We start from the raw sequence: 20,747 nt of genomic DNA on the forward strand, positions 1-20,747 counted from the left end.
CATGGCACTGGACATCGTGAGCCATGGCCGGCGCGGTCCCGGCGGTGCGCTGCGCTTTGGTCCGGAGCAGATCCAGCAGATCAAGCGCACGGTCAGTCGCGCGTCCGAAGTCATGGTGAAGGTCTCGGGTGGCGGGCGCGACATCGGTGGTGTCCGCGCCCACCTCAAGTACATCGGTCGCCACGGCAAGCTGCCGCTGGAGACGGACGAGGGCCTCATGGTTCAAGGCAAGAATGCGGCGCTGGAGATCGCGCGGGACTGGCAGCTCGATCAGTGTCGTAGCCAGTACCGGTCGAAGCCGGCGGATGGTGAGGGGGACACGCGGCCAAAACTCGCGCACAACATCGTGCTGTCGATGCCCGCGGGTACACCGCCGGAGAAGGTGCTGGCGGCAGCGCGCATCTTCGCGCGCGAGAACTTCGCGCTGCAGCACCGGTACGCGATGGTGCTGCACACGGATCAGGCGCACCCGCATGTGCACCTGGTGGTCAAGTGCGAGCATGAGTACGAGCCGGGCAGGCGCCTGTACATCCGCAAGGACACGCTACGCCTCTGGCGTGAGCGGTTCGCTGAACTGATGCGCGAGCAGGGCGTTGCCGCCAATGCGACGCCGCGGCAGATCCGTGGTCAGGTGCACCGAGCGCAGCGCGATCCCATCCACCATCGGCTGCGGGCGATGCGCGCGTTCGGGCAATTGGATGCCATGGTGCGCAGCCAGCGCGCCACGCCAAAGCCGTCGACCTTCATGCGCGACAAGGTGATGACTATGGTGAAAGCGCTCCAAGGCGTGGACAGTTCGATCGAGCAGGGCAAGCAGACCCTGCAGCGCACGCGCGATGCCGTAATCGATGACTGGCGGTCCACGGCGCAGATGCTGCGACGGCAGGGGCGACCCGACTTGGCGGAGCAGGTGGAACGCTTCGCGGGGCAGATGCCGCCGGTGCAGACGGACGCGCAGCGGCTTGCCGAGCAATGGCAGGCTCAGCAGCGTGCGCCGACGCCGGAGCGCTCCCAAACTCGTGCGCCCGATGAGCGAAGTCGGTAGCCCGCTGGAGGTTACCGCTTCAGACTGATGGATAGGGGTAGGAAACGGCTCTCGCCGTCCCCTCCCTCCGAACCCGCTGTGCAGTTCTCCCGCGACGGGCTCTCCAGTCAGTTGTTTCCGCACCGGGATTGGCGCGCCAATTGATGGGCTGCGGATAGCGTGAACAGCCCAAGATTAGCGAAGAAGGAATTTGGCCATCGTTTGTGATCGTTAAGACATCGTCCCTGACCCGGTCGGTGTGAGCCTGTCCGGAATTTTGTGTGCGAGGCATAGCATGACGACCAGGAGCATGTATGCCAAGCAGGAAGACGACGAAGGCGGCAGCAGCCGCTGCGACGGATTTGCCGTCGATCCCCAAGGAAGTGATTGACCAGTTCGTGAAGGGGCCTATGAGCGCCGAGGCGGTGCAGGCCGCGTCGATGGCCTTCAAGAAGGCGCTCATTGAGCGCGCCCTCGGCGCGGAGCTGTCACACCATCTGGGCTACCCGCCGGGTGCGGCCAAGGTCGATGACGCGAGCAACCATCGCAACGGCGCCAGCGGCAAGACCGTGCTGACCGAGGACGGAGCGCTGCGTATCGAGGTGCCGCGCGACCGGGAGGGCTCGTTCGAGCCGGTCTTGATCCCCAAGCACGAGCGACGCTTCACCGGCTTCGACGACAAGATCGTGGCCATGTACGCGCGCGGCATGACGGTGCGCGAGATCCAGGGTTTCCTCGCCGAGCAATACGGCACCGAGGTCAGCCCTGAGTTCATCAGCTCGGTCACCGACGCGGTGATGGCCGAGGTCGGGGCCTGGCAGTCTCGCCCGCTGGAGCCGATGTACCCGGTGATCTTCTTCGACGCGCTGCGCGTGAAGATCCGCGAAGAGGCGGTGGTACGCAACAAGGCGATCTACCTGGCCTTGGGCGTGTTGCCCGACGGCACGCGCGACATCCTGGGACTGTGGATCGAGAACACCGAGGGCGCCAAGTTCTGGATGAAGGTGTTCAACGATCTGCGCACGCGCGGCGTGAGCGACGTCCTGATCGCGGTCACCGATGGCCTCAAGGGCATCGGCGAAGCGCTCGGCACGGTGTTCCCGGCAACCACGCTGCAGACGTGCGTCGTGCACCTGATCCGCAACAGCCTGGACTACGCAAGCTGGAAGGACCGCAAGCTGCTCGCCGCAGCGCTGCGCCCGGTGTACACGGCGCCAAGCGCCGAGGCCGCGCTGGAGGCCTTGAACGAGTTCGAGCGCAGCCCGTGGGGCCACAAATTCCCCACCGTCACCGCGGCGTGGCGCCGTGCCTGGGATCGCGTGATTCCATTCTTCGCGTTCCCGCCGGCCGTGCGCCGCGTGGTCTACACAACGAACGCCATCGAGAGCGTGCACAGCCGGCTGCGCAAGATCATCAAGACGCGCGGACACTTCCCGAGCGACGACGCAGCCACCAAATTAATCTGGCTGGCGCTGCGCAACATCACGGCTGACTGGGGTCGCGCCGCAAAGGAATGGCGCGAGGCCATGAACCAGTTCGCGATACTCTACGAAGAGCGATTCACGCACCCCGTTCACGGTGGCGGAAGAACAGGAGGTTGAGCATGAGTACATCGCTCAACCGGGGGCGCCTCCGGCGGCCTAGCAGGGGCCCTAAGACAGAAGAGAAAGCAGTCAAGACCGATTCAACCAACCGCCTCACACACAGAAATTCGGACACCCCCGTCGGTGTTTCTGTTTTCGCAACATCGCCCGCAGTCGACGCCGAACAAAGCCGTCGATTGACGAGAATGTGTACCGGTGGGCCTGTTTGAAGTAGGCGTACCAACCCTTCAGGGTCGGGTTGAGCGACGCGATCACACTCTCGATGGACCCGCCGTGATTGCGGGGCGTCCGGGCACGAACTTTGGCCCGTAACGCCATCAAGCTTTTCGCGCGCACCAACCGCCGCCCGGCTTCAAACCGGTACCCCAGAAACTCGAACCCTTGCCCTGCCTCCCGGCAATCCCCAATGTGGGTCTTGTCGGGATGTAGCCTCAGGCCGTTCGCACTCACCCAAGCACGCAAACGAGCGAGCGCGGCTTGCGCTTCCTCTCGACTGCGACACAACACCACGGCGTCGTCTGCGTATCGCACCATTACCAACCCGGCTTCGCGCATTTCTACGTCCAGCTCGTGAAGGTAAGCGTTCGCGAGCAAGGGGCTGATTACTGCCCCTTGAGGACTACCGGAGATCGGCGTCCACCGCTTCAAGTCTTCCATGATGTCTTGCTTGAGAAAGCCCTGGATGAGTTCCAGCACGTGACCGTCCCCGATACGCTCTCCCACTTTCGTGAGAAGGGGGTCATGTGGAATCGTGTCGAAGTAGCTTTGCAGGTCCGCATCCACCACCCAGAAGTAGCCCGCTTTCAAATGCCGGTCCACTTCGCGCAGCGCATCCTTACAGCCCAAACCTTGCCGGAAGCCATAGCTTCTGGGCTCGAATTCGTGCTCAAAGATGGGCTCGATGACCAGCTTCAGCGCCGCCTGAACCACGCGGTCTTTTACAGCAGGTATGCCGAGCGGGCGCTGCTTCTTGCCCTTGGGTATGTAAACACGCCGTACCGGCAACGGGCAATAACTCCCGTCCCGCAGCGCTTGCGCCAATTCAGCCAGATAGTGATGCCGTCCTTGCGCGAATCGCTCCACGCTCATTCGGTCCACCCCAGCCGCCCCAGCGTTCTTCGCCACCTGGATCCATCCAAGCTCCAGCGTTTCAAGGCGATAGACTTTATCGATCAAACTGTACCATTTACCTCCTTGAACTCCTCTTTGTAGAGCAGCCAACATAGCTTCTGTCCAGATTGGAGCTGGCACGAATTTCCGCTGCACGCAGCTTCCCAGCACGCCTGCATCTTGTTTAGTCGTTGCCGACACTGTCGATGCTTCAATTGTCATATCTCTGCTCCTTTCCGGTCTTCAGCTATCAACCTTCCTGCCCCACTTCCCTAATGCGCCTTTTGCTCTGACACATTTCTCCACGGTTCAATTTAATTTCCCCGTGATCGGTACTATTGGGACTCTGACTCCTGCCAGCGTTCACCGCACCGGCAGGTCTCCCCGCTTATCTCGTGCCATCTTCCTGTCGTTCCGTCCTCAACCACGTGGTACGCCACATCACCGCTTTAATCGCCACGCCAGCGTGATGCATTGCTTCCAGGCTTCGCCACTTTAGTGCAGGCTCGCCGCCATACCCCGCCGAAACAGGTTCGTCATCCTACGGACCGACATTTCGCTTCCAGTTGCTCCCCACCTCGCCTCGCGACGACGCAGTTACCTTCAGCTACGGAGCTGCGGCCAACTCCGACAGGGACTTTCACCCTGCAAATGGCACGCCTTCACGGGCGCACACTAAACCGCTCTCGCGGTAGGCGCTTCGCGCACCCCATGGATATGCCGTGACCCGGTTGCCGCCACCGTTGATGGCGAGGCAATCCCGCCTCGCCATCAACGGAGCAGCCACCATGGACACCATCACCTCGGCCGTTACCCCGCTGCGTCAACGCATGCTCGAGGACATGCGCATGCGCAAGTTCGAGCCTCGAACTCAGGAGGCCTACGTGCGCGCCGTGCGCAAGCTCGCGGCGTACCTTCACCGCCCACCCGACACGGCGACCGTGGACGAGTTGCGCGACTTCCAACTCCACTTGGTTGACTCGGGAACGTCACCCGTCACGCTCAACGCAACGCTTGGCGCACTCGAAAGTAGTCGCTTTTCGGGCGCTGGTTGGGTCTTCCGTTTGCCGAGCATCGCGCCGGCTGACGTGAGCATGTCGCACTGACTTAGCAGCGGCCGCGGGCTCGCCAAAAAGCCAGCGACTCCAGACAGCCTTCTGCTACCACCCGATCAATTTCGGCTTTGGGCACATTGCTGTGAGCGTCTTGCCGTCCCACCTTGACGGAGACGGCAGTCAGTCGGAGGGCCCGTTGATCTCGTCAATGATCACGCCGTGCTCGTAGAACTTGCCGATGGACTTGTCCAGCCTCTTGAGCAGTGCGTTGAGAGTCTCGCCTTCCCGTCTCACGAGCATGGCCAGCGCATTATGTTGATCGGCGGCGGTGGCCGCGCACGCGATCGAACCGATCGCGCCGACCGTGATCTCGCCGCCGTCGCCGATTAGCGCCTCGATGTTCTTCATGGAGACATCGGCTCGCTGGGTGGGCCGGCCCGCCAACTGTGCGGCAGCAACTCCTCGATGCGGCTATTCAGGTGAGTCGGCAGCCGCGCAAGGACGTCGCGCAGGTATTGCCAAGGGTCATGCCCATTGAGCTTGGCTGACTGAACCAGGCTCATCACCACGGCCGCGCGCTGGCCGGCGAGTGCGCTTCCGGCAAACAGCCAGTTCTTGCGGCCCATCTGCCAAGGCTTGATCTGTCGCTCCAGGAAGTTGTTGTCCATCGGGACCTCGCCGTCCTTGAGATGACGGGTGAGATGCACCCAGTGGTTGAGGCTGTAATCGATGGCCGCGGCGATGCTGCTGCCGTCGGGCACGCGGCGCCGCTCGAGTTCGAGCCACAGCTTGAACTCCGCCCACAGCGGCCTGATCAGTTCCTGCCGCCCTTGGTGTCGATGCTGCGCAGGCATGTCCGCGAAGCTTCCCTCGACGTGGTAGATCTGGCCCAGGCGCTTGATCGCCGCTTCGGCCACCGGGCTCGTTCCGGCCTTGGCCACCTCGTCGAACTTGCGTCTGGCGTGCACGACACAGCCCGCGGCTACACGCCCGGGCTACACGCGAGCATCCATGGCGGTGTCGTAGCCGGCGTACTGGTCCGTCAGCAGCGTGCCGCGCCACGCTCCATCCTCACCGCCAAGGAACGCGACCGGGTACTGGCCGCCGCGGCCCAGGCAGAACTCGAAGATCACGCCGCGCTGGCCATCGTGCTCACCGCGTGCATAAGCCCAGACGTAGGCCCTGCGGGTCTTGCCCGCTCCGGGATCGAGCAAGGCCACCGGAGTCTCGTCGGCGTGCAGCACCCGGGCGCCGAGCACGAAGCGCTTGTGCGCGTCGTACAGCGGCTCCAGCGCAGCCCCGGCGTACCCCGCCCAGGCCGCCAGCGTGGAGCGCGGCGTGTGCACGCCCGAGCGCGCGTTGATCGCCTCCTGCCGGTAGTACGGCAGGTGATCGACGAAGCGGCTGATCAGTGTGTGTGCCACCAAGCCGCTGGCAGGGATGCCGCCGTCCACGATCTCGGGGGCGGCCGGCTCCTGCTTCAGGCTCTGGCAGCAGCGGCACGCCCACTTGCCGTAGATGTGCCGGTGCACGAAGAACTCGGCCGGCACGATGTCCAGCCGCTCGCTGACGTCCTCGCCCACACGCACCATGGACCGTCCGCAACCGCAGGTCGTGTCCTCGGGCTCGTGGCGATGATCCACGCGCCGCAGGTGCTGCGGCAACGCCTCGCGACGCGGTTTGCGTGGCGGGGCCTTGGGCGCCTTCGGCGTCTCGGGCAGGCTGGCCTGCAATGCCGCCAACTGCGCCTGCAGGCTCGCCTCGTCCTCCGCGACCGTGTCCTGGAAGAGCTGGCGCTGCTCGGCGCTCATCGCCTCGGACTTGGCGCCGAACTTCCAGCGCTTGAGCCGTGCGAGCTCGAAGTTGATCTTCTCGATCTTGGCCTGCCGCAGCGCGATCTCGCGATCCTTGCGCTCCAGCAGCGCCTGCTGCTGCGCGAGTTCCCGGGCGTGCTCGCCGAGCTGGCGCTCCTGCTGCTCGAGGCGCTGCTGCATCTGCGCGATCAGCGCGGCAGCTTCTGGGGGCAGTTGGGCAAGGTCGATGGGGAGGGAACCTTGCTTGCCAAGCATGCGCAGCATGGTGCCAGAGCGCCGCACCTCGCACCACTGGCACAAGCGCTGTCAACCGGGGTGGGCACGCCGCAGGTCACATGCGCGTGATGATGTTCATCTCGGGTAGCCGTTCCCATGGCAGGCCGACCACCAGGGCGTCGAACTGCGCCCTGGTGAGTTCTAGCGAGACTGGCGCCGTCGCCGCCGCCGAGGACACCCACACGAAGCGCCCCGCGTTCAGCCGCCGCGCCGCGCACCACACGCCGAAGCCGTCGTGCACGATGAGCTTGAGGCGCGTAGCGCGCGCGTTGGCGAATACGAAGGGACTTCCCACTTCTGGTGGCCTACGCGGCATCTGAGTGCCAAGATTGGCTTGTGGAAGGTCAATCTGCAACCACTTGGAAGGAGAAGTCCCGTGAGCAACATTACACGAGTCGGCGTCGATCTTGCCAAGAATGTCATCCAGATTCACGCCGTAGACGCGGCTGGCCGAGTGATCACAAACCGAGCAATCAATCGCGATAAGTTTCTGCTGTGGTGCGCTGACCTGCCTGCCGGTTGCCTGGTCGCCATGGAGTCTTGCGGGGGCTCCCACCACTGGTGTCGAAAGCTGCGCGAGCTCGGCCTCGACGCCCGCTTGATTCCCGCTCACTTCGTCACCCCGTATCGATTGCAAGGGAAGAGCGGTAAGAACGATGCCAACGATGCGGCGGCAGTCTGTGAAGCGGCGTCGCGACCTCACATGAACTTTGTGCCTCCTAAGACCCTGGCCCAGCAGGGAATGCTCTGCGTCCATCGTGTTCGTGAAGGCCTCAAGGAAGAGCGCTTCGCCTGTATGAATCGCATTCGAGGACTGCTGGGAGAGTTCGGAGTCGTTCTTCCTCAGAGCCCCGAAGTTCTGCGGGAACGCCTGAGCGATGTCATCGAGGATGCCAGCAACGACATCCCCGGCATGGCCCGGCTCGTCCTGCAGAGAGCACAGGAGCATTGGCGCGAGATCGAAGCGCATATCCAGTGGTGCGACCAGCGCATTGCCGCCCATCAGAAGGAGGATGACCAGGTTCAGCGTGCGGCCGAGCTCAAAGGCGTGGGCTCCCTCACCGCATCGGCCATCGTTGCGACAGTGGGGGATTTCAAGCAGTTCAAGAGCGGTTCGCAGTTTGGTGCTTGGCTGGGGTTGACGCCGAGGCAGCATTCCAGCGGCGGCAAGACCAGCTTGGGCGGCATCACCAAGCGCGGGAATACCTATTTGCGCACACTCCTCATCCAGGGAGCGAAGGCCGCGGTCCTCACTGGAAAGTACAACGATGACCCGATCTCGACGTGGGCCCAAGGCTTGAGACAGCGATGCGGCTGGCAGAAGGCCGTGGTCGCGCTGGCCAACAAAAACGCGAGAATCCTATGGGCCGTCATGACGCGAGAGAAGCGCTACGACGCACATCATGTCAGTCTCCCCCCATCAGCAGCAAGACCGGGCGCAGCGTAGCGCCGCCAGCGGAGCCGGTCACTCAACAACCTTCCTTCCTTGCAAGACGTAAGTCGAAGATGCTTTGACCAGGTCGGACCAGTAGCAGGCAAGCTCGGTATCTCTTTTGTGGACCAGTTGTGGTGTCACGATTAGCGAATGGAGCCCTGCTGCGCGGTTGGTATCTTGGGGCGGCACGCAAGAGTGCACTAAGCCCGGCTGTAGATTTGCAGTCTGTTCCTCGGTCTCAATCATCTGAACTTCGTCAGCATGAAGAAGAGAACCCACATGGCTTGAACTTGTGGGAAGTCCCTGTAGAAGAGGTAACCGTGATGGGCGTGCGCGGCGCCCAGTGTCGAGACGACCGCGGCCAGCAGTCGCTCGGCGCCGGCGCGCATGTCCAGTGGCTGCGCGCACAGCCACACCTTGTCGATGCGGATCACTTCAGCGCCGCAGCCACTTCGACCAGCCAGGCCGCGCAGTGCGCCGCTGCGAGCCGGGCCATTGCACCGTCAGCCGAGTCTCGCCGCGCTGCAGTTCGATGTGGATGCCGGCCTCGACGGGCGGCGTGCTGGCCGCGTCGCAGCGACTGGCCGCGGGGGCGACCTCGACGCCGCCCGAAGCCACTTCCACCGGCACGAAGTGCAGCACCGGCTGCGATGCCGAAGGGGCGGTCGGCTCGACAGGCGCTCGCTGCGTGATCGTGCGTGGGGCCGACAGGCCCGCGCGCTTGAGTCCCTTGCCGACGAGCCACTTGCGAACCAGGTTGACGTTGAGCCCGTGCGCGAGCGACACCGCCGCGACCGAGGCGCCGGGCTGCTGGCATTCGACGAGGACCGCCGCCTTGAGCTCCGGGGTGTGCCTGCGCCGAGGCTTCCGAGAATTGGGATTCATAGGTGCCCACCAAATCAAGAGGTGGGCACCATCCTCACGGCCCCGTCACCGAGCAGCAAGGTGGAACGGCCAGACGCTCACACATTGCTGACAGCCCACTCGGCAGAGCGATCGTCAGCAACCGCTGCAAGCCGGAATTCGTTGTACACCATGAAGTGGGCGCTGTTGCCCTGGATGGCCGGAAGCTCTGCGGCCACGCCACACTGTGGCCGGAGCCCTCTGGGCGGACTACCGAGTAGGAGGCTCCTCGGACGGCGGTTCCTTCGCCGTTCGCTCTCTGTCCGGTTGGGTTTTTGCCTTTCCCTGCGCCTTCATTTCCATCGCCTTCTGGCGCGCGATGATGCGCGCCATGTCCCCGCGCTCGATGCGCTGCGCGATGTTCTCGCGCGCGTGGGCCAGCAGCCGGGCAGCCTCCCTGGGCGGGAAGCGTTCGGATTCGAGAACCGCCTCGCCCAGCGCCGCGACGGCACGCGCCAGGTGCGGGAATTCCTTCTCAAACTCGAAGCGGTTCATCACGCGGAAGGCCCCGGCCTCGCGCGCCCACTGCAGCATCTGTTTCGCGTCGGGATCCTGCTCGCAGCGAGCGGCGGCCTCGTTGCGCCAGATGACCGTGCGCCCGGCGATGTCGCGCGGTACCGCCGGGTCGCCGGTCAGGCGCTGCACCAGCGTTTCCCAGCGCATCGCGTACTGCACCAGTTCCCTCGCATCGGTTGCGCGCTCCAGATGGATCCGCAATGTCTCGGCGGCCCGGGGGACACGGTTGAGCACGCCGTCGAGCACCCGGCTCTCGTACAGTTGGGTGCCGCTGCGTGTGATCACCCGCAGCCCATCGACCATGCGCTCGTGCTCCAGGCGGCCCAGGAGGCTGCCCACGTTGCTGAAGGCCAGCTCATGGGCCTGGATTGAAGGCGCTTCGGCGCCGAGCCCCGCGCGGCGGCGCATCTCGTAGCGTGCCAGCATGGCCAGGCGGCTTTCTTCGCGGTTGGTGCCCACGAACACCGCCTGGACGATGTAGCCGCCGCGTCGCAGGTCCGCCGCCAGCCGGGGCACGGCCTCGATGTCCGTGGTCTCGACCTCGGCGACCAGGTTGAGGCGCCTTGTCTGGACGTCGGTGACGAAGCGGTCGAACCAGGCTTGGCAATGGGCGGTCACCTGCGCAGCGGCCGGCGGCGCCACGTCGCCGCCGGCCGCCCACAGCGGGTGGTACGCACGCAGGCGGTTCAAGGACACGTGGGCGGCGGTGGGCACAGTCTGCATCAGTTGCTGGCGCAGCATGACCGACGAGTAAGTGAGGCCCGCGCCGGGTTGTCCGGCGATGACCATGGCCACAGGGTGCTCAGCAGTCTGCGCACCGACCAGGAGGTCCGGTGCGACGCATCGCTCGTACAGGCGCCGCAGCTCGCGCTCGGAGGGCGTGGGCGTGTCGGGGGCAGATCCGGGCCCGGGTTCCGGGGTGCGCGTCACGGTGCGTCCCCTTCCTCGTAATCCCCGGTGTTCTGTCTCCCCCGATCCGGCTGGGGTCCGAACCGCTGCAGGATCGTTCGGACGGCGCCGGCATCGGCCGGGTCCAGCGTGGCGAGGACCTTGCGGGCCTCGTCGCGCTCCTGGGTCAACTGCTGGATCCGACGTGCATCAGGCTCGACCCGTTCTGCCGCAGCCTCGATCTGGAGCGTGTGGGAGGCGATGTACTGGTTGACCAGCGCGAGCGCCAGTTCGGCGTCCAGCATGGTCTTCATCGAGTTCCACTGCCGCTCGTCGTATTCGTAGAAGGGCCGGGCGGCCTGGTCCGTGGGCAGCTGCTCACCGCGCTCGATCGAGAAGTCGCCGATGCGCACCGCCTCGGTGAGCATCATGCGGACCACGTCGGGCAACTCCATGCCGAGCGACCTGGCCATCTTGTGCGCCTTGTCGGCAATGGCGCGGTCGATGCGGATGCGCAGTTGGGTGCTGTCCATGTGAGCGTGAGTTATAGCAGGGCGTCATGTTGGGCGGCCGGCATCGGGAGGGATCTGGCGCAACGAGGGCGGCCGCCTGGCGTCGACCTGCAAGGCCGGGCCTGCGTGCGGCGCCGCAGCAAGCGCTGGCTAGCGCGTCGCCAGGAAGAGAGCCAACGCCGTGAGGTGGGCCGGGTAGAAGGCGTAGAAGACCCAGCGGCTGCGGCGCAGCGGGATGTCCACCTGCGTGGCCCCCCAGATCAGCGCCAGGGCGACCAGCGCGGCGAAGTTGCCATTGATGATGGCCAGGGAGGCCGTGCCGAGCGCCCACAGCGCGAAGCGGCCGGCCGTGGGCTGGCGCACGAAGGCCCATGCGCCAAGGCAGCACAGCAGCGCCGGCCACCAGAACTCCACCAGCGCCCCGCCGATGATGAACGTCGCCACAGCCAGGAGCCGATGTCCCTTGCCGCGACGCTCGAGCAGGTAGACGACCAGAGTGGCGACGAAGAGCGTGCAGAGGATGTTCAGCGGCCACCATCCCACCAGCCAGGCAAAGGCGGGCGTCGCCAGGGCGCCGAAGATCGCCAGCCGTTTCATGATCCGCCGATGCAGCCCTCCGGCCAAGGCGCCGGGGCGAGCCAGGTTGAACATCAGCACGAAGCCGAAGACCGGCATCACCATCCGACCGAAGGCATAGAGCGTCGTGCTGGATTCGTGCAGCAGATACTTGTTGACGTGGTCGCCGGTCATCAGAACCAGGGCCACCCATTTGAGCGCCTCCAGCGAGCCGTCCGAAACGGTCCATGCAGGGCGACCGGGCGTTCCGGGAAGCGCATTCGTCGATGAAGCTTGCGGCATGGGATGAAGGGTGCCTGCGCGCGGGTGTACCCGGGCCGTGGCTTCAATAGGCGGGAGGCAATTCCGTGCCCTCGTCCCAGAGCCGCCGCCACTCGCGGCCGTACCGAGCGGCCAGGTCCGGCGCGTTGCTCACCACGAGCACGTTCTCGGCGTTGCGCTCGGCGGCCGAGGCGGTGTAGTTGAAGCTGCCCGTTTGCACCATGGCGCCATCCACCACGATGAACTTGTTGTGCTGCAGTGCGTAGCGGGCGTTGACTCTGACCGGCACCCGTTCGTTGGCGAGAAATCGCGCGGCCGAATACCCCTTGGCCGCCTCGCCGGCATCCACCACCACGAATACCTGCACGCCGCGGCGCTGGGCATCGCGCAGCGCGGTGGCCACCGGCTTGCTCGTGAAGGAGTAGGCGGCCACCAGCAGCGTGGCCTTCGCGCCCCGGATCGTGTCCAGCACGAGGCGCAGGGCGTGCCCGGGCGTGAACGCGGCCGAGTAAACGGGAGCGGAGGGCACCGGCGCAGCGGCATCCGTCGCGCCGGCGGATGCGATGGGCCCCTGCGCCACCGCACGCAACGGCTGCGGGGTGACGCCTGCTATCTCGGCATGGGCCGCGAGGCCGCGCAATGACAGCCCGGCCAGCAGGATACACGCGAAGAAAGCAAGGCCATGGGGCCGGATGGCTCGGTGGAAACGCAGCACCCAGCGTTCCTGTGGTCTAGGTGCGTTCATGGATCGGTTCCTCGCGGCTACGGCCTGCGCGCTGGCGGACCTGTCGTTGGCTCGGCCGCATCTTGCGCTCGGGAAGGTGGAGGGTGTGGCCCTGTTCGACGGCAGCGGCCATGCGGTCGCGGATGGCCTCCACCAGCCGTTCCTGCGAAGGCCCGTCCACCGTCACACGCTGGGCGTACTGCTTGGCCAGCTTCAGGCCTGCGGCCGCGGTGGCCAGGGTCGCAGAGGTGTCGAGGGAAGCGTCGGCCAGGACTTGGTCGGTGCGCAGCAAGCGCGCCTGGCGCCGCAGGTCGCGCATGTGCTCGGGCGTCTCGATGCGCCAGCGGGCGCGCTGGGCAACGATCTTGCGCTCGCCGATCAGCTCGCCTGCGTCGTCGCGTGCCGGCACGCGCAGATTGACAGGGCGGGTGCCGTGCTGCGTGAGCACGATCGGGTCCCCGATGCGCGGCAGCGACGCCGACTCGGCCAGCGCCCGTTCCAGGTCGGCGCCCCAGATCGTGCGGTCGCCGACCTCGGTGCGCACCATCACGTAGAAGGACATGCGCTGCTCGGGGTGGAACTGGTACGGCGCCGCGGCGGCGGCGACCAGCACGCCGTTGATTGGTGGACGCGGGCCATCGCGCAGGGAGCGCGGTTCCCAGGGGCCGTCGCGGTCCACCGAAGCTTCAACGGGCTGATCCCGGGGTCGCGCGCGCTCGGCCTGGCGGACCTCGGCTTCGGTTGGCGAATAGCCCCGCGCCTCGATCCCCCGCAGCGCCGCCTCGCGCCACATGCCCTGGCGGAAGGCTTCGGTGCCACGCAGCTCGATCACCCGCCAGTCCCTGGCCTCGGCGATGGCGATGACGCTGTGCATGACCTCGAGGTTGTCCGTGCGCACGCGGATGCGGCCGCCGTCGTCGATGAAGGCGAGCGTGCGATCCGGGAAGAAGTAGCGGTCATCGACCTTGAGGTAGCGGCGTTCGATGGCATCCGGGACACGGGGATGCGCGCGGCCCATCTGCGGCGCGTCTTGCGGCAATTCGCTTTGGCCCTGGACCGAACCGGCGAACTCGCCCAGCCCCGCGCCAGTACTGTCGCTGCCCGCCTGCTCGTGCATGGATGGATTCGCCATGTCGGCTCCTTTCTCGGTTTTGGAAGGGGAGTCAGTCGAGCAGCCGCGATACGAACTCGTCGGCGTGGCGCTTGATGTCCTCGTCGCTCAGTTGCTCGGTGGGAATCTCGACATCGTCGAAGTCGAACGAGAAATCGTTTAGCTTCAGCGTGTCGCTCAACACGTCGTTGACCACTGGTGCCTCCTCCTTCGACAGCACCTGTCCCCCGCCCGCCGGGGTGAGGTGCGTGAGGGCACTCGACGCATCGGTGGGCGCATCGTCCGCGCCGGTGGCCGGCGCCGTGGCGGCGGCATGGCTGGCACCCTGTATATCCAGCCTCGGCACGGCAGGCGGCGCCATCTCGCGCCGCGCAAAGGACTTGTCCTTGAAGTAGCGGATGCGGTGCGCGAGCACGGGGCGCAGGCCTTCGCAGAAGAGGATCATTCGCTCGGGGCCCAGCTCCTTGACCTCCTGCGGCAGCAGCAGGCGACGGGGCTGCTCGCTGATGCTCACGCTTGCGGTCTTTCCGGCGCCGCCCCACAAGGGCCGGCTGATGTTCTTCTGGCGCACCGTGTAGGTGCCCAACTCGCGCGAGATGGCCTCGGCGTCCTCGTACTCCATGGGCGGAAAGACGATGCGCGCCGCGAGCATCTTGCGGATGGATTTCGCCCCCTCGACGCCGTACTTCTCGATCAGCTGCGAGTGGGATTGCACGATCACGACCGTGCGCACGTTGTAGCCCGGCAGGAAGGCGGTGGACTCGGCAATGACGGGGATGCGTCCGAGTGCCGCGAACTCGTCGAGCATCAGCAGGAGCTGATGGCGAAGCTCGGGGTTGTTCTCGGGCAGCTCCCGCGTCTGCAGTCCGATCGCCTGCTGGAAGAAGAGATTGAGGAGCGGCTGCAGCCGTGCGATGTTGTCCGGGTTGATCTGCACATAGATGGAAATCGGGCGTTTGCGCAGATCGCGCAGGTCGAAATCGTTGGCGGAGGTCGCCGCGTCGATCATGGGGTTGAGCCACAGGTCCAGGCGGCTGGTGAAGGTCTTGCGGATGCTCGAGGCGGTGGTGGGTGCCAGGTCGATGATGTCGTAGAGGCTTTGCACTGCCTCCTGCGACAGCGGATAGCCCGCGCGTTCGCAGGCGTCGATGACGCGCTTCCAGTGCTTCTGGAAGCCCTCGGCATCGCTGGCCATGCCCTGGCGCAGCACCTCCCCCAGCGTGCGCGTGGCACCGGGCGCTTCGAAGAGGTACAGGGCGATACCCAGGAACAAGGACCGCGCCGACGACATCCAAAAAGGATCGCCCGCCAGCGGGTCGGGAAACAGCATCGTGGCGATGCGCTGCAAGTCGTCGATGCAGCGGTAGGGTTCTTCCGCCACATAGCCGAGCGGGTTCCAGCGGGCCGAGCATTCCTTCTCCGACAATGGATCGAAGAGATGCACCTCCTGGCCATGCGCCGCCCTGTACCCGGCGGTTCGGATGAAGTTCTCGCCCTTGATGTCGCTCACGATGGTCGAGCCGGGCCAGTTCAACAGGTTCGGCACGACGACCCCGACGCCCTTGCCGCTGCGCGGTGGGGCTTCCAATTCGACGCCCTGCTGGCCGGGCAGAACCAGGTACCGGCCGCCCAGCCGCCCCAGGATGATCCCGTGTTCCTCGAGCAGGCCGGCCTGCTTGATCTCACGGCGGCTGGCGAAACGCGCCTGGCCGTGCAACGGGCGCCGGCGCGGCAGCATCGCAAAGCCCACCAGGCCCATGCACAGGCCCTGTGCGCCGACGAGGGTCGTGAGCAGGGTGCGGCGCACGTCCGGACGCTCGCCGTAAGCTGCCCAATACTGGTGGATGGTCAGCAGCGACGCGTTCTGCGGCGGCAGCTTCATCACGATCAGGAAGGCATAGCCGGCCATGTACAGGCCGACCAGCGCTGCCACCAGCAGCGCCACGGCGATCTTGAAGGGGCTAGGCAAGCCCTCGGAGTTGGGTGCCAGGGTCATACCAGATCTCCCGCACGATGCGCGGGCTGCCGGTGGTGCTGCGGTCGCGCGCGCATTGAACGACGATGTCCACGCTCATCTGGGCCAGTTCCACCCCCTCGCGCGTCGTCATGCCCTGGCCGGCCTGGCTGCGCTTCATCAGCTGGGCCAGCGCCACGAAGGCCATTTCCGCGCTGTCGGCGTGCACGCTGGTGATGGAGCCGGGGTGTCCGGTGTTGACAGACACCAGGTAGTCGTAGACCTCCTCTCCGGTGCGCAATTCGGAGACGAAGACGCGATCCGGGCGCTGCCGCTTGGCGCTCGCGAGCAGCTGCCCGGGCGTGACCTCGGCCTGCCCCTGCGCGCCCTGGGAATAGAAGAGGCGCACGTGGTTCGGCTGGTTGCGCAGCGACAGCTCCTTGACGTCTTCGATGGTGATGAGGCGGTCTTCCGGCGGCACCTCCAGGATCAGCGCCTTGCTGACGGTGGTCTTGCCCGAGCCCGTAGCACCGGAGAGGAGGATGTTCTTGCGCAGCTGCACGGCCCGGCGCAGGAACTGGACGAATTGCCGTCGTGCCAGCAGGGTCGTCAGCTCCCGGCCCTCGAGCGAGAGCTGCTCCATCTGCGCTTGTCGCGACGCGATGTCGGGAACGCTGCGCGTGGGCCCGAAGATGCCCATGCCGTCCAGTTCTTCCAGGGTCCACAGGGCATTGGACGGGCGTCGGATCGTGATCGAGACGGTGCGCTCGAGCGTGGCAGGGGGCAGGACGATCTGGATGCGCTCGCCGCCGGGCAGCGTGGCCGACAGGAGGGGCTCGTTGGCCGACACCCGTTGGCGGGTGAAGTTGGCCACCAGCTTGGCGATGGAGACGCACCAGTCGTACGACGCGAAGGGCAGTTCCTCGCGCGTCCAGCCCGACTGGCGCTCGACGAAGGCCGCGCCGGGCTCGTTGATACAGATCTCAGTGATTTCGGGATCCTGCAGCAGCCGGGCCAGCGGCCCGAGGAAGAGCGCGAGGGAGGACGGGGGCTCGTCCGCGGGCCGAGACGCTGGCGTGGGTGCCGGTCCCGCAGCACTCGTCGCGCCGTCTTCGCGGTCAAGGCGTTGCCGGTTCGGTTCGAAGCGCATAGGCACTCCTGAAGTCCACGTCGCGCGCGACCAGGATCTGGATGCGCTCGCCCTGGTTCTTGATGACGGTGGGCGGAATGGCAACCGTGCTGCGCAGCACTTCTGCGATGACATCCCGGCTGCCCTGTGGCGCGACCACGGCGCCGCCGCCGCTGCCGATGTGGGTGCCGCTTTGCTGGTGGGCGGCGAGGGCCGCCATCGTGCCGTCGATGACGGAGATCAGGATCGCGGCGCCGAAGCGCTCCCAGAAGTGGGTGTCGACGAAACCAGGCAGGCCGTTGCGGCCGAGCTCGTCGGTGCCGGGCGAGGCGAGTTGCACCACGACGCCGGTGGGCGTGCGCGCCTCGTTCCAGACCACGAAAACGCGGCCCTGACCCTGCCGAGGCGATCCGCGCTGTTCACCCACGTACTTGGTGCCGCGCTCCAGGAGGACCACCTTGCCGTCGGCGCCGTAGATGTCGCTCGCGCCGATGCAGGTGGTCATGCCCTCGTAGGTCGAGTCGATGGCCGTCTCCAGCGTGCAGTCTATGAAGGCGCCCTTGGGCAGCAGGAGGCGCCGGGTGGGGAGCGTCTGGGCCATGACGGCGGGTGTCGGGGTGGGCCTGAGGTTCGCGGCCAAGCTGCTGCCGATCGGACCCGCGGTGGGACCCGCGGCGCCGCTGGGGCTCTGCATGGCACTGACCAGTTGGGCGACATTGGGCATGACGGGCTGGCCTGCGAGGCCGGATGGCCCGGGCACTACGCCGGCGGCTGCATACGGGCCGCCGCCGGCGAGTGACTGGGCCTTGCGAAGCACGGGGGCGCCGAGCTGTCGTTCCAGTGCCAGTTGCTCGGGCGTCTTCTGGGGTGGGCCGCCGGGATTTGCCGAGAACAGCGGTGGGGCAGGGGCGGGACTGCCGGAGGAGACGGGCGCCGCTTCGATGGACGGCCTGGGCGGGTCGATGCGGCCCAGAGGCGGGACCTTCATCTCGCCGCCGGCGCGTGCTGCGGCGGCCCTGCGCGCCAACTCCTCGGCATCGCGCGTCTTGCTGTACTGGGTGTTGTAGTACCAGAACAGAAAGCCCCCGCCCAGCAGGATGATGGTGGCCAGCGCCAGGCCGCCGCTGATGCGCGACTGGATGGAGCGCTCGCGGTTGACCGAGGGGATGGTCCGCTCACCCTGCACCGCGGCGGCGCCAGCATCGCCGCGCTCGCTACCTCTGCCAAGCCCGCCGGGACCCGGCCGCGTGGTGCCGCGTACCGGAAGGATTTCCCCGGTGTCGGCGTCCACATGGCGATCGGCAGCTTCGTTGTCACCGTGCAGGCCCTGCTCGGCGGTGTCATCCGCATCGCGTGGCCCATGTTCACGACCCAGCCAGCTCATGGTTCGCCCCCCATAGTGGATCGTTGCACGCCAGGCACACTGGTGTTCGTGGCCGTGCGCGCAACGCCGCCGGCGAAGGAGCGATTGACGACGCAGCCGACCAACTGGCCGCGGCGCAGCACGAAGCGGCGTGCAACCCGATGGATCACGACTTCGTCGTTCTCGACATTGAAGTTCAGCAGCGACTCCGATCCGTCGTCGTTCTGCACGAACATCGCCGGGAACTCGGAGCGGGCCTGGAAGCGCAGGCGCGTCTGCACGCCGTCGTCGTAGGCGCTCATGGGCTTGAGCGCCTCACTGCCGCAGAACCAGTAGTTCATGTTGCGCGGCCTGTCGGAGGCCTGGCTCATGCGTGCCTCTGTCCGGCGGCGCTCGGCCTCGGCCGCCAGGGCCCGGGCTTCGTCCTCGGGATAGGTGAAGCGGATCGAATAGACCATGCGCCGCGCGGCGGCGCCGACAGGGGCGCTGGCCGACACCACGTAGTCGAAGTGGTAGGCCCGGCGGTTGGTCAGGATCGTGAGGTTGGTCGACGCACGGGCTTCCTTGGGCTTGATGAAGAAGTGGTTGCGCTCGGCGCCCACGTCGAAGGCGGCGTTGTCGCCGGAGCCCAGGTTGACGAACTCCTCGCCCTCGGCGAACTGCAGGTGGATCTGGTAGCCGACGTAGCCGTGCAGCGTGACGACATCGTCGGGGTTGTAGGCGACCGTGCGCACGCGGGCATCCACCTTGCCGGCCGGCGGCAGCGTGGCGGCGACACCGGACGGGGCGCTCAGGCCGACGCTGCACGCCAGCACCGCAGCGGGCATCCATCGGGAAAGCGCGGCACATGCCCTCATCGCGGCTCTGGCTTGATGGGTGGCGTCGCCGCTACGCCTGCGGCCGCGACCTCGGGTTCACGTCGGTACTCGACGACGCGAAAGCCCAGGGGGTTGAGCGAGCGCCACTTGTCGTCCCTGGAGGGCTGGACGTAGGCGAACTCGATGGTCGAGACCCAGTGGCTCGCCTGCTCGTCGCCGGTGCCGCCCGCGCGGGTGTAGCGGGTGAAGCGCACCTGGGCCAGCTTGTCCTTGCCGCTGTCTAGCTTGACCACGGGAACGGGCTGCTTCAGGGGCGTGAGCCCGGTGACGGCAGCAACAGCCAAGATCGCGGTTGCGCCTGCGATGCCCGCGACTGTCCAGGCGATCCTGGCCGAGCGCTCTGCGTGGCGAGCGCGGTCGAGCTCCCAGCTCCGGGCCTCCTGGAGGTACTTCTCAAGCGCGGGGTCCCGGTTCATGAGGCGCTCCAGATGTCGCCGAGGACGGGTTGATTGGTATGAGCGGACCCTGGCACTCCGGCGGCAGTGGCGGGCGGGTGCCGCATGCCGCCAGAAGCAGGGCCAGTGCGAGAGACAGGCAGGACTTCACGAAAGGACTCCTGGCTTATCGGCGATGCACGAGGTTCGGCATGACCTGCTCCCTGGGGATCACGGTGCCACCGCGACGCCGCGAAGCTCCGTTGCCGGCGATTGAGGCCACCCCTGCGCCGACACGGTTGCCAGTCAGGCGGCGGAAGGAGTCCCAGCGGCTGCCCGGCTCGCGGCGCATGCCGTCGATGACGCCACGGCTGAACTCGTAGCTGGAGCGCTTGGCGCCGCCAAGCGCCCACTGAGCCAATCCGCTGACAAGTCCGAATGAGCTGAGCGCGATGCCACTCGCAAGTCCGGACGCAATCGGCATCACTTGACGCATGATGAGCAGGACCAGCGCTGCGCACAGGACCATATTCAGCGCATCCACCGTGACGATGGCAGCGCCCCGTGCGGCGGTCTGGGTCGCATACGACGAGACCACCTTCAGCATCAACGTGGCGACCAGCGTACTGAGCACGGCCACCAACGCGTAGTTCGCGAGTTGGGCGACCCAGGCTTCGAAGAATCGGCGAGTAGTCTCGAAGAAGAGAAGGCAGAGGAAGATTGGCCCTACCGCGAGAATCAGGGCGAGCGCAAGCTTCGAGAGTGCCAAAAGAAAGAGCGCGTAGACCGCGACCCCGCCCATGATGAGATAGACGATGGCCCCTGCCAGATAGAACCCAAAGTCCCCGTTGAGCACACCGCCCTTGTTCCAAAGATTGGACGCAACCGTTCCACCCTTGTCCCAGATGGTGTCGATCACGGCGACTGGATCACTCGCTCCTGTGATGACGGCGGCGAGTTGTCCGGGTGCGGTGAAGAAGGTGTCGACGAACAGGGAGTTGAATAGCCAGAGGCGTAGGCCGAGGCCCAACACAATGGCGATGAAGAAGATGCGCTTGACGCCTTCCCAGATCGGCTCCTGAATTCGTCCGGTCAGGCTCAGGAAGCCCCAGATCATGACGTAGATCGTGGCGAGCGTGACGACCGCAGGTTCTATCGCGCCCGCCACGGCAGCCGATTTGTTGGCGATGTAGTCGGTCAACTGTGAAGTCAACCACGTCCAGAACTGTTGGAAGAACAT

General features: G+C 66.1%; 20 protein-coding genes and 2 pseudogenes. 4 read left to right on the forward strand and 18 right to left on the reverse strand.

Going from position 1 to position 20,747, the window contains the following annotated elements:
- Nucleotide 1 precedes the first annotated feature (1 nt).
- Nucleotides 2-1,045, forward strand: a complete 1,044-nt coding sequence (locus ABEA07_RS15400; protein ID WP_345538911.1) for a relaxase/mobilization nuclease domain-containing protein — start codon at nucleotides 2-4, stop codon at nucleotides 1,043-1,045.
- 293 nt (nucleotides 1,046-1,338) lie between these two features.
- Entirely contained in the window at nucleotides 1,339-2,625 is a 1,287-nt protein-coding gene (locus ABEA07_RS15405) for an IS256 family transposase (RefSeq protein WP_345538912.1), read from the forward strand.
- 96 nt (nucleotides 2,626-2,721) lie between these two features.
- On the opposite strand, the gene ltrA is transcribed toward ABEA07_RS15405, so the two are convergent.
- Nucleotides 2,722-3,960: a group II intron reverse transcriptase/maturase gene (gene ltrA, locus ABEA07_RS15410; protein WP_345538913.1), complete on the reverse strand. Its 1,239-nt coding sequence runs from the start codon at nucleotides 3,958-3,960 to the stop codon at nucleotides 2,722-2,724.
- A gap of 566 nt (nucleotides 3,961-4,526) precedes the next feature.
- Between ltrA and ABEA07_RS15415 the strand changes: the two are divergent.
- A pseudogene (locus tag ABEA07_RS15415) lies at nucleotides 4,527-4,766 on the forward strand (site-specific integrase); the annotation flags it as partial.
- 207 nt (nucleotides 4,767-4,973) lie between these two features.
- Here ABEA07_RS15415 and ABEA07_RS15420 read toward each other — a convergent pair.
- From ABEA07_RS15420 to tnpB, 4 genes and pseudogenes are all read right to left on the reverse strand, one after another.
- Nucleotides 4,974-5,201: a hypothetical protein gene (locus ABEA07_RS15420; protein ID WP_345538915.1), complete on the reverse strand. Its 228-nt coding sequence runs from the start codon at nucleotides 5,199-5,201 to the stop codon at nucleotides 4,974-4,976.
- Nucleotides 5,198-5,356 (reverse strand): transposase domain-containing protein, encoded by a 159-nt coding sequence (locus ABEA07_RS15425; RefSeq protein WP_345538947.1) that lies wholly within the window; start codon nucleotides 5,354-5,356, stop codon nucleotides 5,198-5,200. Before ABEA07_RS15425 ends, ABEA07_RS15420 begins: the two co-directional genes overlap by 4 nt.
- 27 nt (nucleotides 5,357-5,383) lie before the next feature.
- Nucleotides 5,384-6,871, reverse strand: a pseudogene (tnpC, locus tag ABEA07_RS15430) (IS66 family transposase); the annotation flags it as partial.
- A gap of 67 nt (nucleotides 6,872-6,938) precedes the next feature.
- Nucleotides 6,939-7,178 (reverse strand): IS66 family insertion sequence element accessory protein TnpB, encoded by a 240-nt coding sequence (gene tnpB, locus ABEA07_RS15435; RefSeq protein WP_345538916.1) that lies wholly within the window; start codon nucleotides 7,176-7,178, stop codon nucleotides 6,939-6,941.
- Between the two features lie 81 nt (nucleotides 7,179-7,259).
- On the opposite strand from tnpB, the gene ABEA07_RS15440 reads away from it, so the two are divergent.
- Complete coding sequence (locus ABEA07_RS15440; RefSeq protein ID WP_345538917.1) at nucleotides 7,260-8,330, forward strand: IS110 family RNA-guided transposase; 1,071 nt, start codon at nucleotides 7,260-7,262, stop codon at nucleotides 8,328-8,330.
- Between the two features lie 230 nt (nucleotides 8,331-8,560).
- Here ABEA07_RS15440 and ABEA07_RS15445 read toward each other — a convergent pair whose 3' ends face one another.
- The 13 genes from ABEA07_RS15445 to ABEA07_RS15505 all read right to left on the reverse strand — a co-directional run bounded on the left by ABEA07_RS15445 (nucleotide 8,561) and on the right by ABEA07_RS15505 (nucleotide 20,747).
- Nucleotides 8,561-8,752 carry a hypothetical protein gene (locus tag ABEA07_RS15445; RefSeq protein ID WP_345538919.1) on the reverse strand — a complete coding sequence of 64 codons (192 nt, stop codon included), beginning with the start codon at nucleotides 8,750-8,752 and terminating at the stop codon, nucleotides 8,561-8,563.
- 1 nt (nucleotide 8,753) lies between these two features.
- Nucleotides 8,754-9,203: a transposase gene (locus ABEA07_RS15450; RefSeq protein ID WP_345538920.1), complete on the reverse strand. Its 450-nt coding sequence runs from the start codon at nucleotides 9,201-9,203 to the stop codon at nucleotides 8,754-8,756.
- Between the two features lie 228 nt (nucleotides 9,204-9,431).
- The gene (locus ABEA07_RS15455) at nucleotides 9,432-10,667 is read right to left on the reverse strand and encodes a zeta toxin family protein (protein ID WP_345538922.1); all 1,236 of its coding nucleotides are present in this window, start codon (nucleotides 10,665-10,667) and stop codon (nucleotides 9,432-9,434) included.
- A complete protein-coding gene (locus ABEA07_RS15460; RefSeq protein ID WP_345538923.1) occupies nucleotides 10,664-11,158 on the reverse strand; it encodes a hypothetical protein in 495 nt (164 codons plus the stop codon). The genes ABEA07_RS15455 and ABEA07_RS15460 overlap by 4 nt, the downstream gene beginning before the upstream one ends.
- A 129-nt stretch (nucleotides 11,159-11,287) precedes the next feature.
- Nucleotides 11,288-11,995, reverse strand: a complete 708-nt coding sequence (locus ABEA07_RS15465; protein WP_345538925.1) for a TraX family protein — start codon at nucleotides 11,993-11,995, stop codon at nucleotides 11,288-11,290.
- Between the two features lie 43 nt (nucleotides 11,996-12,038).
- Nucleotides 12,039-12,719, reverse strand: a complete 681-nt coding sequence (locus tag ABEA07_RS15470; RefSeq protein WP_345538926.1) for a phospholipase D family nuclease — start codon at nucleotides 12,717-12,719, stop codon at nucleotides 12,039-12,041.
- Nucleotides 12,706-13,830 (reverse strand): LPD7 domain-containing protein, encoded by a 1,125-nt coding sequence (locus ABEA07_RS15475; RefSeq protein ID WP_345538927.1) that lies wholly within the window; start codon nucleotides 13,828-13,830, stop codon nucleotides 12,706-12,708. The genes ABEA07_RS15470 and ABEA07_RS15475 overlap by 14 nt, the downstream gene beginning before the upstream one ends.
- A gap of 31 nt (nucleotides 13,831-13,861) precedes the next feature.
- Nucleotides 13,862-15,805, reverse strand: coding sequence for a type IV secretory system conjugative DNA transfer family protein (locus ABEA07_RS15480; protein WP_345538928.1), 1,944 nt, complete (start codon nucleotides 15,803-15,805; stop codon nucleotides 13,862-13,864).
- Entirely contained in the window at nucleotides 15,771-16,913 is a 1,143-nt protein-coding gene (virB11, locus tag ABEA07_RS15485; protein WP_345538929.1) for a P-type DNA transfer ATPase VirB11, read from the reverse strand. The genes ABEA07_RS15480 and virB11 overlap by 35 nt, the downstream gene beginning before the upstream one ends.
- Nucleotides 16,882-18,276 carry a type IV secretion system protein VirB10 gene (gene virB10 / locus ABEA07_RS15490; RefSeq protein WP_345538930.1) on the reverse strand — a complete coding sequence of 465 codons (1,395 nt, stop codon included), beginning with the start codon at nucleotides 18,274-18,276 and terminating at the stop codon, nucleotides 16,882-16,884. Before virB10 ends, virB11 begins: the two co-directional genes overlap by 32 nt.
- A complete protein-coding gene (virB9, locus tag ABEA07_RS15495; protein ID WP_345538931.1) occupies nucleotides 18,273-19,112 on the reverse strand; it encodes a P-type conjugative transfer protein VirB9 in 840 nt (279 codons plus the stop codon). Before virB9 ends, virB10 begins: the two co-directional genes overlap by 4 nt.
- Nucleotides 19,109-19,549: a VirB8/TrbF family protein gene (locus ABEA07_RS15500; RefSeq protein WP_345538932.1), complete on the reverse strand. Its 441-nt coding sequence runs from the start codon at nucleotides 19,547-19,549 to the stop codon at nucleotides 19,109-19,111. The genes virB9 and ABEA07_RS15500 overlap by 4 nt, the downstream gene beginning before the upstream one ends.
- 145 nt (nucleotides 19,550-19,694) lie before the next feature.
- Complete coding sequence (locus ABEA07_RS15505) at nucleotides 19,695-20,747, reverse strand: TrbL/VirB6 family protein (RefSeq protein WP_345538933.1); 1,053 nt, start codon at nucleotides 20,745-20,747, stop codon at nucleotides 19,695-19,697.

Origin of the sequence: Variovorax defluvii, assembly GCF_039541515.1 — a bacterium.
Taxonomy (GTDB): Bacteria; Pseudomonadota; Gammaproteobacteria; order Burkholderiales; family Burkholderiaceae_C; genus Variovorax; species Variovorax defluvii.

Bases quoted from the DNA above. Each gene is read 5' to 3' on its own strand.
- ABEA07_RS15505 (WP_345538933.1), bottom strand. From the start codon at position 20,747: ATGTTCTTCCAACAGTTCTGGACGTGGTTGACTTCACAGTTGACCGAC.
- ABEA07_RS15400 (WP_345538911.1), top strand. From the start codon at position 2: ATGGCACTGGACATCGTGAGCCATGGCCGGCGCGGTCCCGGCGGTGCG.
- ABEA07_RS15405 (WP_345538912.1), top strand. From the start codon at position 1,339: ATGCCAAGCAGGAAGACGACGAAGGCGGCAGCAGCCGCTGCGACGGAT.
- virB9 (WP_345538931.1), bottom strand. From the start codon at position 19,112: ATGAGGGCATGTGCCGCGCTTTCCCGATGGATGCCCGCTGCGGTGCTG.
- ABEA07_RS15470 (WP_345538926.1), bottom strand. From the start codon at position 12,719: ATGAACGCACCTAGACCACAGGAACGCTGGGTGCTGCGTTTCCACCGA.
- ABEA07_RS15425 (WP_345538947.1), bottom strand. From the start codon at position 5,356: ATGAGCCTGGTTCAGTCAGCCAAGCTCAATGGGCATGACCCTTGGCAA.
- ABEA07_RS15465 (WP_345538925.1), bottom strand. From the start codon at position 11,995: ATGCCGCAAGCTTCATCGACGAATGCGCTTCCCGGAACGCCCGGTCGC.
- ltrA (WP_345538913.1), bottom strand. From the start codon at position 3,960: ATGACAATTGAAGCATCGACAGTGTCGGCAACGACTAAACAAGATGCA.
- virB11 (WP_345538929.1), bottom strand. From the start codon at position 16,913: ATGCGCTTCGAACCGAACCGGCAACGCCTTGACCGCGAAGACGGCGCG.
- ABEA07_RS15475 (WP_345538927.1), bottom strand. From the start codon at position 13,830: ATGGCGAATCCATCCATGCACGAGCAGGCGGGCAGCGACAGTACTGGC.
- ABEA07_RS15500 (WP_345538932.1), bottom strand. From the start codon at position 19,549: ATGAACCGGGACCCCGCGCTTGAGAAGTACCTCCAGGAGGCCCGGAGC.
- ABEA07_RS15450 (WP_345538920.1), bottom strand. From the start codon at position 9,203: ATGAATCCCAATTCTCGGAAGCCTCGGCGCAGGCACACCCCGGAGCTC.
- ABEA07_RS15420 (WP_345538915.1), bottom strand. From the start codon at position 5,201: ATGAAGAACATCGAGGCGCTAATCGGCGACGGCGGCGAGATCACGGTC.
- ABEA07_RS15460 (WP_345538923.1), bottom strand. From the start codon at position 11,158: ATGGACAGCACCCAACTGCGCATCCGCATCGACCGCGCCATTGCCGAC.
- virB10 (WP_345538930.1), bottom strand. From the start codon at position 18,276: ATGAGCTGGCTGGGTCGTGAACATGGGCCACGCGATGCGGATGACACC.
- ABEA07_RS15480 (WP_345538928.1), bottom strand. From the start codon at position 15,805: ATGACCCTGGCACCCAACTCCGAGGGCTTGCCTAGCCCCTTCAAGATC.